This is a genomic window from Citrobacter sedlakii NBRC 105722 (assembly GCF_000759835.1).
GTDB classification, from domain to species: domain Bacteria; phylum Pseudomonadota; class Gammaproteobacteria; order Enterobacterales; family Enterobacteriaceae; genus Citrobacter_A; species Citrobacter_A sedlakii.
This window is the reverse complement of the sequence record NZ_BBNB01000012.1, coordinates 126,694-140,197: the sequence shown is the minus strand read 5'-3', so window position 1 is coordinate 140,197 and position 13,504 is coordinate 126,694. Positions and strand designations below refer to the sequence as shown.

Annotated in this window: 14 protein-coding genes; all 14 read left to right on the top strand. The window is 55.7% G+C overall.

Annotated elements, in window-relative coordinates:
• The first annotated feature begins 4 nt into the window (after window positions 1-4).
• Window positions 5-1,141: a 4-phosphoerythronate dehydrogenase PdxB gene (pdxB, locus tag CSE01S_RS16425; protein WP_042290746.1), complete on the top strand. Its 1,137-nt coding sequence runs from the start codon at window positions 5-7 to the stop codon at window positions 1,139-1,141.
• 61 nt (window positions 1,142-1,202) lie between these two features.
• Entirely contained in the window at window positions 1,203-2,216 is a 1,014-nt protein-coding gene (locus CSE01S_RS16420; protein WP_042290745.1) for an aspartate-semialdehyde dehydrogenase, read from the top strand.
• Window positions 2,216-3,028 carry a tRNA pseudouridine(38-40) synthase TruA gene (gene truA, locus CSE01S_RS16415; protein ID WP_042290744.1) on the top strand — a complete coding sequence of 271 codons (813 nt, stop codon included), beginning with the start codon at window positions 2,216-2,218 and terminating at the stop codon, window positions 3,026-3,028. Before CSE01S_RS16420 ends, truA begins: the two co-directional genes overlap by 1 nt.
• 23 nt (window positions 3,029-3,051) lie before the next feature.
• Window positions 3,052-3,711 carry a DedA family protein gene (locus tag CSE01S_RS16410; protein ID WP_042290742.1) on the top strand — a complete coding sequence of 220 codons (660 nt, stop codon included), beginning with the start codon at window positions 3,052-3,054 and terminating at the stop codon, window positions 3,709-3,711.
• A gap of 149 nt (window positions 3,712-3,860) precedes the next feature.
• Window positions 3,861-4,775: an acetyl-CoA carboxylase, carboxyltransferase subunit beta gene (gene accD / locus CSE01S_RS16405; RefSeq protein ID WP_042290740.1), complete on the top strand. Its 915-nt coding sequence runs from the start codon at window positions 3,861-3,863 to the stop codon at window positions 4,773-4,775.
• A gap of 192 nt (window positions 4,776-4,967) precedes the next feature.
• Window positions 4,968-6,236 carry a bifunctional tetrahydrofolate synthase/dihydrofolate synthase gene (gene folC, locus CSE01S_RS16400; RefSeq protein WP_042290738.1) on the top strand — a complete coding sequence of 423 codons (1,269 nt, stop codon included), beginning with the start codon at window positions 4,968-4,970 and terminating at the stop codon, window positions 6,234-6,236.
• Window positions 6,226-6,900 (top strand): cell division protein DedD, encoded by a 675-nt coding sequence (gene dedD, locus CSE01S_RS16395; RefSeq protein ID WP_042290737.1) that lies wholly within the window; start codon window positions 6,226-6,228, stop codon window positions 6,898-6,900. The genes folC and dedD overlap by 11 nt, the downstream gene beginning before the upstream one ends.
• 220 nt (window positions 6,901-7,120) lie before the next feature.
• Window positions 7,121-7,609: a colicin V production protein gene (gene cvpA / locus CSE01S_RS16390; protein WP_042290946.1), complete on the top strand. Its 489-nt coding sequence runs from the start codon at window positions 7,121-7,123 to the stop codon at window positions 7,607-7,609.
• A 37-nt stretch (window positions 7,610-7,646) separates the two neighbouring features.
• On the top strand, window positions 7,647-9,164 hold the full coding sequence (gene purF, locus CSE01S_RS16385) for an amidophosphoribosyltransferase (RefSeq protein ID WP_042290735.1): 1,518 nt from the start codon (window positions 7,647-7,649) through the stop codon (window positions 9,162-9,164).
• A gap of 94 nt (window positions 9,165-9,258) precedes the next feature.
• Complete coding sequence (ubiX, locus tag CSE01S_RS16380) at window positions 9,259-9,828, top strand: flavin prenyltransferase UbiX (protein WP_042290734.1); 570 nt, start codon at window positions 9,259-9,261, stop codon at window positions 9,826-9,828.
• A gap of 288 nt (window positions 9,829-10,116) precedes the next feature.
• Entirely contained in the window at window positions 10,117-10,899 is a 783-nt protein-coding gene (argT, locus tag CSE01S_RS16375) for a lysine/arginine/ornithine ABC transporter substrate-binding protein ArgT (RefSeq protein ID WP_042290732.1), read from the top strand.
• 246 nt (window positions 10,900-11,145) lie between these two features.
• A complete protein-coding gene (gene hisJ, locus CSE01S_RS16370) occupies window positions 11,146-11,928 on the top strand; it encodes a histidine ABC transporter substrate-binding protein HisJ (RefSeq protein WP_042290731.1) in 783 nt (260 codons plus the stop codon).
• Window positions 11,929-12,112: 184 nt separating this feature from the next.
• The gene (locus CSE01S_RS16365; RefSeq protein WP_042290730.1) at window positions 12,113-12,799 is read left to right on the top strand and encodes a histidine ABC transporter permease HisQ; all 687 of its coding nucleotides are present in this window, start codon (window positions 12,113-12,115) and stop codon (window positions 12,797-12,799) included.
• Complete coding sequence (hisM, locus tag CSE01S_RS16360; protein ID WP_042290728.1) at window positions 12,796-13,503, top strand: histidine ABC transporter permease HisM; 708 nt, start codon at window positions 12,796-12,798, stop codon at window positions 13,501-13,503. The genes CSE01S_RS16365 and hisM overlap by 4 nt, the downstream gene beginning before the upstream one ends.
• Window position 13,504: the final 1 nt, after the last annotated feature.

Sequence of the window (13,504 nt, the reverse complement as noted above, 5' to 3'; positions counted from 1 at the left end):
AGACGTGAAAATTCTCGTTGATGAAAATATGCCTTATGCCCGCGAATTGTTTAGCCGACTGGGCGAGGTAAAAGCGGTTCCTGGCCGCCCAATCCCGGTTGCTGAACTGGACGATGCGGACGCCCTCATGGTGCGTTCGGTCACCAAAGTGAATGAAGCGCTGCTGGCGGGGAAACCGGTGAAATTTGTCGGCACGGCAACGGCGGGAACCGATCACGTGGATGACCGCTGGCTTGCGCAGGCCGGTATTGGTTTTTCGGCGGCGCCTGGCTGTAACGCGATTGCGGTCGTCGAGTACGTCTTTTCCGCGCTGCTGATGCTGGCCGAACGCGACGGCTTTGCCCTGCGCGATCGTACCGTAGGTATTGTGGGGGTCGGTAACGTTGGCCGCCGTTTACAGGCGCGGCTGGAAGCGTTCGGCGTGCGTACGCTGCTGTGCGATCCGCCGCGGGCGGATCGGGGCGACGAAGGCGATTTCCGCTCGCTTGACGAGCTGGTGCGGGAGGCGGATATCCTGACCTTCCATACGCCGCTGTTTAAAGACGGTCCGTACAAGACTTTGCATCTGGCGGATGAGGCGCTGATCGCCCGTCTGAAGCCAGGGACGATCCTGATCAACGCCTGTCGTGGCGCGGTTGTGGATAACGCGGCGCTGCTGGCGCGCCTGAACGCGGGACAGCAGTTGAGCGTGGTGCTGGACGTGTGGGAAGGGGAGCCGGACCTGAACGTAGAACTGCTCAGTAAAGTGGATATCGGTACGCCGCATATTGCGGGCTATACGCTGGAAGGCAAAGCGCGCGGAACCACCCAGGTCTTTGAAGCGTTCAGCGCGTTTATCGGGCGCGCCCAGCATGTCGCGCTTGACACGCTGCTGCCCGCCCCGGAATTTGGCCGTATCACGCTCCACGGCCCGTTAGATCAGCCAACGCTGAAAAGACTGGCGCATTTGGTGTATGATGTGCGCCGCGACGATGCGCCGCTGCGTCACGTCGCCGGGATACCGGGTGAATTCGATAAACTGCGCAAGACTTACCTTGAGCGCCGCGAATGGTCGTCACTGTATGTGATGTGCGACGACGCCAGCGCCGCCGCGCTATTGCATCAGCTCGGGTTTAACGCCGTTCATCATCCGGCTCGCTAACATTCTTTTTGTCGCTCCCTGCCCGCAGCGGGGAGCTTTGCTATTTCTGGAGTAAACCACCATGTCTGAAGGCTGGAATATTGCCGTTCTCGGCGCGACGGGCGCCGTTGGCGAAGCGTTGCTTGAAACTCTGGCAGAACGCCAGTTCCCGGTCGGTGAGATCTATGCGCTGGCGCGGCCAGAAAGCGCGGGTGAACATCTGCGTTTTGCCGGAAAAACGGTAACGGTGCAGGACGCGGCAGAGTTCGACTGGACGCAGGCGCAGCTGGCGTTTTTTGTCGCGGGCGTAGAGGCTACGGCGGCGTGGGTGGACGACGCCACCAACGCAGGATGCCTGGTGATTGACTCCAGCGGTCTGTTCGCTCTTGAGCCGGACGTGCCGCTGGTGGTGCCGGAAGTGAACCCGTTCGTGCTGGCGGACTACCGTAACCGTAACGTTATCGCCGTCCCGAACAGCCTGACCAGCCAACTGCTGGCGTCGCTGAAGCCGCTGATCGACCAGGGCGGTTTGTCCCGCATCAGTGTGACCAGCCTGCTTTCGGCCTCCGCACAGGGCAAAAAGGCGGTCGATGCTCTCGCCGGGCAGAGCGCGAAGCTGCTGAACGGGATCCCGATCGATGAGGACGATTTCTTTGGTCGCCAGTTGGCCTTCAACATGTTACCGCTGTTGCCGGACCGGGAAGGCAGCGTGCGCGAAGAGCGCTGTATCGTCGATGAAGTGCGCAAAATTATGCAGGATGACGGGCTGATGATCTCCGTAAGCTGCGTGCGGTCGCCGGTGTTTTACGGCCACGCGCAGATGGTCGCGTTTGAAGCCCTGCGTCCGCTGGCGGCAGAAGAGGCCCGTGACGCCTTCGCCCAGGGCGAGGATATCATGCTGTCCGACGAGACGGATTTCCCCACTCAGGTCGGCGATGCGTCTGGCAACGCGCAGCTTTCCGTAGGCTGTGTGCGTAACGACTACGGTATGCCGGAGCAAGTACAGTTCTGGTCGGTGGCCGATAACGTTCGCTTTGGCGGCGCCCTGATGGCGGTGAAAATTGCCGAGAAGCTGGTGCAGGAGTATCTCTACTGATGTCCGACCAGCTACAGCCGCCGGTGTATAAAATTGCGCTGGGCATTGAGTATGACGGCAGCAAATATTATGGCTGGCAGCGTCAGAACGAAGTGCGCAGCGTGCAGGAAAAGCTGGAAAAAGCACTCTCCCAGGTCGCCAACGAGCCGATTACCGTCTTCTGCGCCGGGCGTACCGATGCAGGCGTTCATGGCACCGGGCAGGTCGTCCATTTCGAAACGACCGCACAGCGAAAAGACGCGGCGTGGACGTTAGGCGTAAATGCGAATTTACCTGGTGACATTGCCGTGCGTTGGGTGAAAGCTGTACCGGACGATTTTCATGCCCGCTTTAGCGCCACGGCTCGTCGTTATCGTTACATCATCTACAATCATCGGCTGCGTCCGGCGGTTTTAGCCAAAGGCGTCACGCATTACTATGAGCCGCTGGATGCCGAGCGGATGCACCGCGCGGCGCAATGCCTGATTGGCGAGAACGATTTTACCTCGTTTCGCGCCGTTCAGTGCCAGTCGCGCACGCCGTGGCGTAACGTGATGCATATTAGCGTGTCGCGTTACGGCGCATATGTGGTGGTCGATATCAAAGCCAATGCCTTTGTACATCATATGGTCAGGAATATTGTCGGCAGCCTGATGGAAGTGGGCGCCAACAACCAGCCGGAGAGCTGGATAGCAGAGCTGTTAGCGGCAAAGGACAGAACGCTTGCAGCGGCAACGGCGAAAGCGGAAGGGCTGTATCTGGTCGCGGTGGATTATCCGGACCGGTTTGATCTTCCGAAACCGCCTATGGGCCCGCTGTTCCTGGCGGACTAATTCGCGTCGTAAAAGGCATAATTATGGACCTGATTTACTTTCTTATTGATTTCATCCTGCACATCGATGTGCATCTGGCAGAGCTGGTTGCCGAATATGGCATCTGGGTATACGCCATTTTGTTCCTGATTTTGTTTTGTGAAACGGGTCTGGTGGTCACGCCGTTCCTGCCGGGAGATTCCCTGCTGTTCGTTGCCGGAGCGCTGGCGTCGCTGCCCAATAACGATCTCAACGTCCATATGATGGTGGTATTAATGCTGATTGCCGCAATTGTTGGCGACGCGGTTAACTACACCATTGGCCGACTGTTCGGCGATAAGCTTTTCAGCAACCCGGACTCGAAAATTTTCCGCCGCAGTTACCTCGACAAAACCCACCAGTTTTACGAGAAGCATGGCGGCAAAACCATCATTCTCGCCCGCTTTGTGCCGATCGTCAGAACGTTCGCGCCGTTCGTGGCGGGAATGGGGCATATGTCTTATCGTCATTTTGCCGCTTACAACGTGATTGGCGCGCTGTTGTGGGTATTGCTGTTTACCTACGCGGGCTACTTCTTCGGCACTCTCCCGATGATCCAGGATAACCTGAAGCTGTTGATCGTCGGCATTATCGTGGTGTCCATCTTGCCCGGCGTTTACGAAATTATTCGTCATAAACGTGCTGCGTCGCGTGTAACAAAATAGAAACTAACACAGCGGTTCGACCACTTTTTTATCCAAAGTTACGGGCTGTTATGTTTTAATGTGCAACATTCATGGTCTGTTGGGGGCAAAAATGGCATCATGCGCCCCTTATAACAAAGCTAACCAGGGTTCAGGCAGAAAGGTCACCAATGAGCTGGATTGAACGAATTAAAAGCAACATTACTCCAACCCGCAAGGCAAGCATTCCTGAAGGGGTGTGGACCAAATGTGATAGCTGCGGTCAGGTTTTATATCGCGCTGAGCTGGAACGTAATCTTGAGGTCTGTCCGAAGTGTGACCATCACATGCGCATGTCGGCGCGCAATCGCCTGCATAGCCTGTTAGATGAAGGTTCTCTTGTGGAGCTGGGTAGCGAACTTGAGCCGAAAGACGTGCTGAAGTTCCGTGACTCCAAGAAGTATAAAGATCGTCTGGCTTCCGCGCAGAAGGAAACCGGCGAAAAAGACGCGCTGGTGGTCATGAAAGGTACGCTTCACGGCATGCCGGTTGTCGCGGCGGCGTTTGAATTTGCCTTTATGGGCGGTTCCATGGGATCTGTTGTCGGTGCGCGTTTCGTCCGCGCCGTTGAGCAGGCGCTGGAAGATAACTGCCCGCTGATCTGCTTCTCCGCGTCCGGCGGCGCGCGTATGCAGGAAGCGCTGATGTCGTTGATGCAGATGGCGAAAACTTCCGCTGCGCTGGCGAAAATGCAGGAACGCGGTCTGCCGTACATTTCGGTGCTTACTGACCCGACAATGGGTGGCGTATCCGCAAGCTTCGCGATGCTGGGCGATCTTAATATCGCTGAACCGAAAGCGTTGATTGGCTTCGCCGGTCCGCGCGTGATCGAGCAAACCGTCCGTGAGAAACTGCCGCCGGGATTCCAGCGCAGTGAGTTTCTGATCGAAAAAGGCGCTATCGATATGATTGTCCGCCGTCCGGAAATGCGCCTGAAACTGGCCAGCATTCTGGCGAAGCTGATGAACTTACCCGCGCCGAATCCGGATGCTCCACGTGAAGGCGTCGTGGTACCTCCGGTACCGGATCAGGAACCCGAGGCCTGATAATTTACTCTATGGATTTCGAGTTGCAGGTAGGCGGCAAGAGCGTTCATCCCGATGAGCTTGCACAGGCAAGTGATTCGGGTGAACGAGAGCAGCCAACAAGCCTGCAGCTTGAAAGACGACGAGTACAAAAGGGCAGGGCCAGTTGGCGCTGCCTTTTGCTTTTCTCAATGTAACCAATTTACGGGCATCATGGATAACAAACGCATTCCCCAAGCCGCGTCGCCCCTGGCCTCGTGGCTTTCTTATCTGGAAAATCTCCACGCTAAAACGATTGATATGGGTCTTGAGCGCGTAAGTCAGGTGGCAGCGAAACTGGACGTGTTAAAGCCCGCGCCATTTGTCTTTACCGTCGCCGGAACGAACGGCAAAGGCACAACCTGCCGCACGCTGGAGTCCGTATTGACGGCGGCAGGCTACAGCGTGGGCGTTTACAGTTCGCCGCATCTGGTCCGTTACACTGAGCGCGTGCGCATTGCGGGTAAAGAACTGCCGGAATCGGCCCATACCGCCTCTTTTGCGGAAATTGAAGCTGCGCGTGGTGAGATTTCCCTGACCTATTTTGAGTACGGTACGCTATCCGCGCTGTGGCTGTTTAAGCAGGCGAATCTTGATGTCGTTATTCTGGAGGTGGGGTTAGGCGGTCGGCTGGACGCCACCAATATGGTGGATGCTGACGTCGCGGTGATCACCAGTATCGCGCTTGACCACACCGACTGGCTGGGACCGGATCGCGAAAGCATTGGCCGGGAAAAAGCCGGGATCTTCCGCGCTGAAAAACCGGCAATTGTTGGCGAACCGGAAATGCCGTATACCATCGCCGACGTCGCGCAGGAAAAAGGGGCTTTGCTCCAGCGACGCGGTGTAGACTGGCATTATGCGGTGTCGGGCGACAGCTGGTGTTTTACCGACGCCAACGGTACGTTAACCGGTTTGCCGTTGCCGCAGGTGCCGCAGCCAAACGCGGCGACGGCGCTGGCGGCGCTGCGCGCAAGCGGGCTTACGATCGGCGAGCAGGCGATCCGCGATGGTATTGCCGGGGCGATTCTACCCGGACGTTTTCAGATTGTGAGCGAGTCCCCACGGGTCATTCTTGATGTCGCGCATAATCCCCATGCGGCGGAATACCTGACCGGACGACTGAAAGGGTTACCGAAACAAGGGCGCGTGCTGGCGGTTATCGGTATGCTACATGATAAGGATATTGCGGGAACGTTGGCCTGGTTGAAAAGCGTGGTCGACGACTGGTATTGTGCTCCGCTGGAAGGGCCGCGCGGCGCGACGGCGGAACAGCTGCTGGAACATCTGGGCCAGGGCACTGTCTATGACAGTGTCGCGCAGGCATGGCAGGCGGCGCTGGCGGAGGCGAAACCAGAAGATACCGTACTGGTATGTGGATCATTCCACACGGTGGCACATGTCATGGAAGTGATGGACGCGGGGAGAATCGGTGGCGAGTAAATTTCAGAATCGTTTAGTTGGCACAATTGTGCTGGTCGCACTGGGCGTGATTGTGCTTCCAGGCCTGCTCGACGGGCAAAAAAAGCATTATCAGGATGAGTTTGCCGCTATCCCGCTGGTGCCGAAACCGGGCGATCGCGATGAGCCTGATATGATGCCCGCCGCCACGCAGGCTTTGCCGACCCAGCCGCCGGAAGGCGCTGCGGAAGAAGTGCGCGCAGGCGATGCGGCGGCGCCGTCGCTGGACCCTTCGCGCTATGCGTCGACCAACAATCCGGCAATCGATCCGGCGCCAGCGCCGGTTGAAAAGCCAAAACCAAAACCGGTTGAAAAACCGAAGCCGCAGCCGAAACCACAGCCGGTGGTAGAGCCGACAGCGCCTGCGCCTAAGCCTGCGGCAGAAGAAAAACCGGCACCGACCGGGAAAGCCTATGTTGTTCAGTTAGGGGCGTTGAAAAACGCCGACAAGGTCAATGAGATTGTGGGTAAACTTCGCGGCGCGGGTTACCGGGTATATACTGTGCCGTCGACGCCAGTGCAGGGAAAAATCACCCGCATCCTGGTCGGGCCGGACGCGTCTCGCGACAAGCTGAAAAGCTCGCTTGGTGAACTGAAACAGCTCTCCGGGCTAAGCGGAGTGGTGATGGGATACAGTCCGAACTAAGCCCCCTGTCGCCAGGCGCGACGCGGTTTTTCAGGCCGGATAAGGCGTTAACGACGCCATCCGGCAAGGCCAAAAACGGCCAAAAAGTATGATGGCGTTGAATATTTTTTCAGCGCCATTTTTATTTACGCGCGGGAAGGAAATCCCTACGCAAACGTTTTCTTTTTCTGTTAGAATGCGCCCCGAACAGGACGGCAGGGCGTTAAATCGTGGGACACTTATGGTCTGGATTGATTACGCCATTATCGCGGTGATTGGTTTTTCCTGTCTGGTTAGCCTGATCCGTGGCTTTGTACGTGAAGCGTTATCGTTGGTGACATGGGGTTGTGCTTTCTTTGTCGCCAGCCATTACTACACTTATCTGTCTGTCTGGTTTTCGGGCTTTGAAGACGAACTGGTTCGAAACGGGATTGCCATCGCGGTGCTGTTTATCGCGACGCTCATTGTCGGCGCGGTCGTCAACTTTGTTATCGGGCAACTGGTCGAAAAAACCGGGTTGTCCGGTACTGACCGGGTGCTGGGGATCTGTTTTGGGGCTCTGCGTGGTGTACTGATTGTTGCCGCTATTCTGTTCTTTCTCGATACCTTTACCGGTTTGTCGAAAAGTGAGGACTGGAGTCAGTCACGGCTTATCCCGGAGTTCAGTTTCATCATCAGATGGTTTTTTGACTATCTGCAAAGCTCGTCAAGTTTCTTGCCCAGAACCTGACTGGGTTCTGAGATGTGGTTAACGAGGAAAAAGACGTATGTGCGGTATTGTCGGTATCGCCGGTGTTATGCCGGTCAACCAGTCGATTTATGACGCCTTAACGGTGCTCCAGCATCGTGGCCAGGATGCCGCAGGCATCATCACCATTGATGCGAACAACTGCTTCCGCTTGCGTAAAGCGAACGGCCTGGTGAGCGACGTGTTCGAAGCGCGTCACATGCAGCGTATGCAGGGCAACATGGGTATCGGTCATGTGCGCTACCCAACGGCTGGCAGCTCCAGCGCCTCAGAGGCTCAGCCATTCTACGTCAACTCACCGTATGGCATCACGCTTGCCCACAATGGCAATCTGACCAACGCCCACGAGCTGCGTAAAAAGCTGTTCGAAGAAAAGCGTCGCCACATCAACACCACCTCCGATTCAGAGATCCTGCTGAATATCTTTGCCAGCGAGCTGGATAACTTTCGTCACTATCCGCTGGAAGCCGATAACATTTTTGCCGCTATCGCCGCGACTAACCGCCAGATTCGCGGGGCGTATGCCTGCGTGGCGATGATTATCGGCCACGGGATGATCGCCTTTCGCGATCCGAACGGGATCCGCCCGCTGGTGCTGGGCAAACGCGATATTGGCGATGGCCGTACCGAGTACATGGTGGCCTCAGAAAGCGTGGCGCTTGATACGCTGGGCTTCGAATTCCTCCGTGACGTCGCGCCCGGCGAGGCGGTGTACATCACGGAAAAAGGCCAGCTGTTTACCCGCCAGTGTGCGGAAAACCCGGTCAGCAACCCGTGTCTGTTTGAGTACGTCTACTTCGCGCGTCCGGACTCCTTCATTGACAAAATTTCCGTCTACAGCGCCCGCGTTAATATGGGGACCAGGCTGGGTGAAAAAATTGCCCGTGAGTGGGAAGACCTGGATATCGACGTGGTGATCCCGATCCCGGAAACGTCCTGCGATATCGCGCTGGAAATTGCCCGTATTCTGGGTAAGCCGTACCGCCAGGGGTTTGTGAAAAACCGCTACGTGGGACGTACCTTTATCATGCCGGGTCAGCAGCTGCGCCGTAAATCGGTGCGCCGCAAGCTGAACGCTAATCGCGCGGAGTTCCGGGATAAAAACGTTCTGCTGGTCGATGACTCTATCGTGCGCGGCACCACCTCTGAGCAGATCATTGAGATGGCGCGTGAAGCCGGGGCGAAAAAGGTCTATCTGGCGTCAGCCGCGCCGGAAATTCGTTTCCCGAATGTGTACGGCATTGACATGCCTACCGCTAACGAACTGATCGCCCACGGGCGTGAAGTGGATGAGATCCGCCAGATTATCGGCGCAGACGGCCTAATCTTCCAGGATCTGAACGATCTGATCGAAGCCGTACGCGCCGAGAACCCGGATATCCAACAGTTTGAATGCTCGGTCTTTAACGGCGTGTACGTGACGAAAGACGTTGATCAACAGTATCTGGATTTTCTCGATTCCCTGCGCAATGACGACGCCAAAGCGGTGCAGCGGCAGAACGAAGTGGAAAATCTCGAAATGCATAACGAAGGGTAATCTCTTCCTCCCAGGGTGCGGTTTCCGCACCCTGCTTGCAACTCCCCCTGAAATCCTGCAAAGTCAGCCCAGAAGTCAGACAGGGCGATATATCATGAAACGACTCATCGTAGGAATTAGCGGCGCCAGCGGCGCCATTTACGGCGTGCGCGTGTTGCAGGTTTTACGCGACGTGCCGGATGTTGAAACGCACCTGATTATGAGTCAGGCCGCCCGACAGACGTTGTCGCTGGAAACCGACTTATCGCTGCGCGACGTGCAGGCGCTTGCTGATGTCACCCACGACGCGCGTGACATTGCCGCCAGCGTCTCCTCTGGCTCTTTTCAGACCACGGGAATGGTCATCCTGCCCTGTTCGATCAAAACGCTGTCCGGCATTGTGCACAGCTATACCGACGGTCTGCTCACCCGCGCCGCCGACGTGGTGCTGAAAGAGCGCCGTCCGCTGGTGCTCTGTGTGCGGGAAACACCGCTGCATCTGGGGCATCTTCGATTAATGACCCAGGCGGCGGAAATTGGCGCGGTGATTATGCCGCCGGTTCCGGCGTTTTATCATCGTCCGCAGTCGCTGGATGATGTGATAAATCAAACCGTTAACCGCGTTCTTGATCAGTTTGACATTGCGCTACCGCAGGATCTCTTTGCCCGCTGGCAGGGTGCATAGCGCTGCCTGCTTAGCGCGCCTTCTGGCAACCGTTGCCCTGTTATAGGGCAATTTTGTAACCGCGATCATATCCTCGACATTTAATTCGCTAAAAGCCACCGAAACGCTGCGGTTCATCCGCCAGACCTGCTATCTTCAACATCAGGACAATATTGCAACGTTTTATTAACATATTTAACGTCGAATATCCTCATCGACGCGAAAATGGCATAAGACCTGCATGAAAAAGCCTGCAAACACACAACACAACGCAAAACATAATAAAGTCATTCCACTTGAGGGTTATGTATGAAGAAGTCAGTTCTCGCTCTGTCATTACTGATAGGTCTTTCTGTTGGCGCATCCAGCTATGCCGCGTTACCGGAAACGGTTCGTATCGGTACGGACACCACCTACGCGCCATTCTCTTCGAAAGACGCCAAAGGCGATTTTGTCGGCTTTGATATCGATCTGGGCAATGAGATGTGCAAGCGTATGCAGGTCAAATGTACCTGGGTCGCCAGCGATTTCGACGCGCTGATCCCGTCGCTCAAGGCGAAGAAAATCGATGCCATCATCTCTTCGCTTTCCATCACCGATAAGCGTCAGCAGGAAATCGCCTTCTCTGACAAACTCTACGCGGCTGACTCACGACTGATTGCGGCGAAAGGTTCGCCGATCCAACCGACGCTGGATGCGCTGAAAGGCAAACACGTCGGCGTTCTGCAGGGGTCCACCCAGGAAGCGTATGCCAATGATAACTGGCGCAGTAAAGGTGTAGATGTGGTGGCGTACGCCAACCAGGATCTGATTTACTCCGACCTGACGGCGGGCCGCCTTGATGCTGCTCTGCAGGATGAAGTGGCCGCCAGCGAAGGATTCCTGAAACAACCTGCCGGTAAAGACTATGCGTTTGCCGGTCCTTCCGTGAAAGACAAGAAGTACTTTGGCGACGGGACGGGCGTCGGTTTACGTAAGGACGACGCTGAGCTGAAAGCGGCCTTTGACAAGGCGCTGGGCGATCTGCGTAAGGACGGTACTTACGACAAGATGGCGAAAAAGTACTTCGACTTTAACGTCTACGGCGACTGATCGCGCCAGTGAGGGGATCTGGCTGCACCGTTTGGGTAACCTTTCGCGGTGCAGTCAGGCAGAAATGCACCATAACAGTGCAGTGGTTGGATCGGCTGGCGGAAATATGCATACTTAAGCGCTTTTCATGCAAAATAAACCGGCTATTTGGGTAGAATGCTTTGCCTTGCCGACCCGATTAATGGCACGATAACCGCACCTGGTCCTGTAAAGATCCCCTATAAAGACAGTCTGTTGAGGATAGCTATGAAAAAACTGGTGTTATCTCTTTCCCTGGTGCTGGCCTTCTCCAGCGCTACTGCAGCTTTTGCCGCCATTCCGCAAAAAATTCGCATTGGTACCGATCCTACTTACGCCCCCTTTGAATCGAAAAACGCACAGGGTGAACTGGTGGGTTTTGATATCGATCTGGCGAAAGAGCTGTGCAAACGTATCAATACACAATGCACCTTCGTTGAGAACCCGCTGGACGCGCTGATCCCGTCGTTAAAAGCGAAGAAAATCGATGCCATCATGTCTTCGCTTTCCATCACGGAAAAGCGCCAGCAGGAGATCGCTTTCACTGACAAACTGTATGCCGCTGATTCACGTCTGGTGGTGGCCAAAGATTCCGATATTCAGCCGACCGTCGAGTCGCTGAAAGGCAAGCGCGTCGGCGTACTTCAGGGCACCACTCAGGAGACGTTTGGTAACGAGCATTGGGCGCCGAAGGGCATTGAGATTGTCTCTTACCAGGGGCAGGACAACATCTACTCTGACCTGACTGCGGGACGTATTGATGCGGCATTCCAGGACGAAGTCGCGGCAAGCGAAGGCTTTCTGAAGCAACCCGTTGGCAAAGATTACAAATTCGGCGGCCCGTCTGTGAAAGACGAGAAACTGTTCGGCGTCGGGACCGGTATGGGTCTGCGTAAAGAAGACAACGAACTGCGTGAAGCCCTTAATAAAGCGTTTGCCGATATGCGCGCTGACGGGACTTACGAAAAGCTGGCGAAAAAGTACTTTGATTTTGATGTTTATGGCGGTTAATCCCCGCTGGTGCAGATAAAGCCCGAAACGGCGTGATGATCCTTTTTTCAGCCTGATGGCGCAACGTTTATCCGGCCTGCAGACAGTTGTCTTAGGCCTGATAAGGTCAGTGCCGCCATCCGGCATACGAAGGACGTGACGTCAAAAGAGGCGCTTACTCACCACTCACGACAGGACAGGCAGCATGTTGTACGGCTTTTCAGGTGTTATTTTACAGGGCGCGATCGTCACGCTGGAACTGGCGCTCAGTTCCGTCGTGCTGGCGGTGCTGATCGGCCTCGTCGGGGCGGGGGCTAAACTCTCGCAAAACCGGGTGACGGGGCTTATTTTCGAAGGGTATACCACCCTGATTCGCGGTGTGCCGGATCTGGTGCTGATGCTGCTGATCTTCTACGGTCTGCAGATTGCGCTGAATACGGTCACCGACGCGCTGGGGGTCGGCCAAATCGATATTGATCCAATGATTGCCGGTATTATTACTCTCGGCTTTATCTACGGCGCCTATTTCACGGAAACCTTCCGCGGTGCGTTCATGGCGGTGCCGAGAGGTCATATCGAAGCGGCGACCGCCTTTGGTTTTACGTCATCGCAGACGTTTCGCCGCATAATGTTTCCGGCAATGATGCGCTATGCGCTGCCCGGCATTGGCAACAACTGGCAGGTTATCCTGAAAGCCACGGCGCTGGTCTCGCTGCTCGGTCTGGAGGATGTGGTAAAAGCCACGCAACTGGCCGGTAAGAGCACCTGGGAGCCCTTTTATTTCGCAGTGGTGTGCGGGCTGATTTATCTGGTATTTACGACTGTGTCCAATGGTGTGCTGCTGTTCCTCGAGCGCCGTTACTCCGTGGGTGTAAAGAGGGCTGACCTGTGATCGACATTATTCAGGAGTACTGGAAATCCCTGCTCTGGACCGACGGCTATCGCTTTACCGGCGTGGCGATTACCCTGTGGCTGCTGATCTCATCAGTGGTGATGGGGGGCATCCTGGCGGTGATCCTTGCGATTGGCCGCGTGTCCAGCAATAAGTTTATCCAGTTCCCCATCTGGTTATTTACCTATATCTTTCGCGGGACGCCGCTGTATGTGCAACTCCTGGTGTTCTATTCGGGGATGTATACCCTGGAAATCGTCAAAGGCACCGATTTCCTCAACGCCTTCTTTCGTAGCGGCCTGAACTGTACCGTTCTGGCGTTAACCCTTAACACCTGCGCCTATACTACCGAGATTTTTGCCGGCGCCATTCGCTCGGTGCCGCATGGTGAAATCGAGGCCGCGCGGGCCTATGGCTTTTCTTCGTTTAAAATGTACCGCTGCATTATTTTGCCTTCGGCGCTGCGTATTGCGCTTCCGGCGTACAGCAACGAGGTTATTTTAATGCTGCATTCCACGGCCCTGGCTTTTACCGCGACGGTGCCGGATCTGCTTAAAATCGCTCGCGATATCAATTCAGCGACCTATCAGCCCTTTACCGCTTTCGGGCTTGCCGCCGTGCTGTATTTAATCATTTCGTATGTCCTGATCAGTCTGTTCCGCAGGGCGGAAAGGCGCTGGTTGCAGCATGTTTCCTCTAAATAAT

Coding starts and splice junctions, on each gene's coding strand:
- CSE01S_RS16420 (WP_042290745.1), top strand. CDS start 1,203: ATGTCTGAAGGCTGGAATATTGCCGTTCTCGGCGCGACGGGCGCCGTT.
- truA (WP_042290744.1), top strand. CDS start 2,216: ATGTCCGACCAGCTACAGCCGCCGGTGTATAAAATTGCGCTGGGCATT.
- CSE01S_RS16410 (WP_042290742.1), top strand. CDS start 3,052: ATGGACCTGATTTACTTTCTTATTGATTTCATCCTGCACATCGATGTG.
- accD (WP_042290740.1), top strand. CDS start 3,861: ATGAGCTGGATTGAACGAATTAAAAGCAACATTACTCCAACCCGCAAG.
- folC (WP_042290738.1), top strand. CDS start 4,968: ATGGATAACAAACGCATTCCCCAAGCCGCGTCGCCCCTGGCCTCGTGG.
- cvpA (WP_042290946.1), top strand. CDS start 7,121: ATGGTCTGGATTGATTACGCCATTATCGCGGTGATTGGTTTTTCCTGT.
- purF (WP_042290735.1), top strand. CDS start 7,647: ATGTGCGGTATTGTCGGTATCGCCGGTGTTATGCCGGTCAACCAGTCG.
- ubiX (WP_042290734.1), top strand. CDS start 9,259: ATGAAACGACTCATCGTAGGAATTAGCGGCGCCAGCGGCGCCATTTAC.
- argT (WP_042290732.1), top strand. CDS start 10,117: ATGAAGAAGTCAGTTCTCGCTCTGTCATTACTGATAGGTCTTTCTGTT.
- hisJ (WP_042290731.1), top strand. CDS start 11,146: ATGAAAAAACTGGTGTTATCTCTTTCCCTGGTGCTGGCCTTCTCCAGC.
- CSE01S_RS16365 (WP_042290730.1), top strand. CDS start 12,113: ATGTTGTACGGCTTTTCAGGTGTTATTTTACAGGGCGCGATCGTCACG.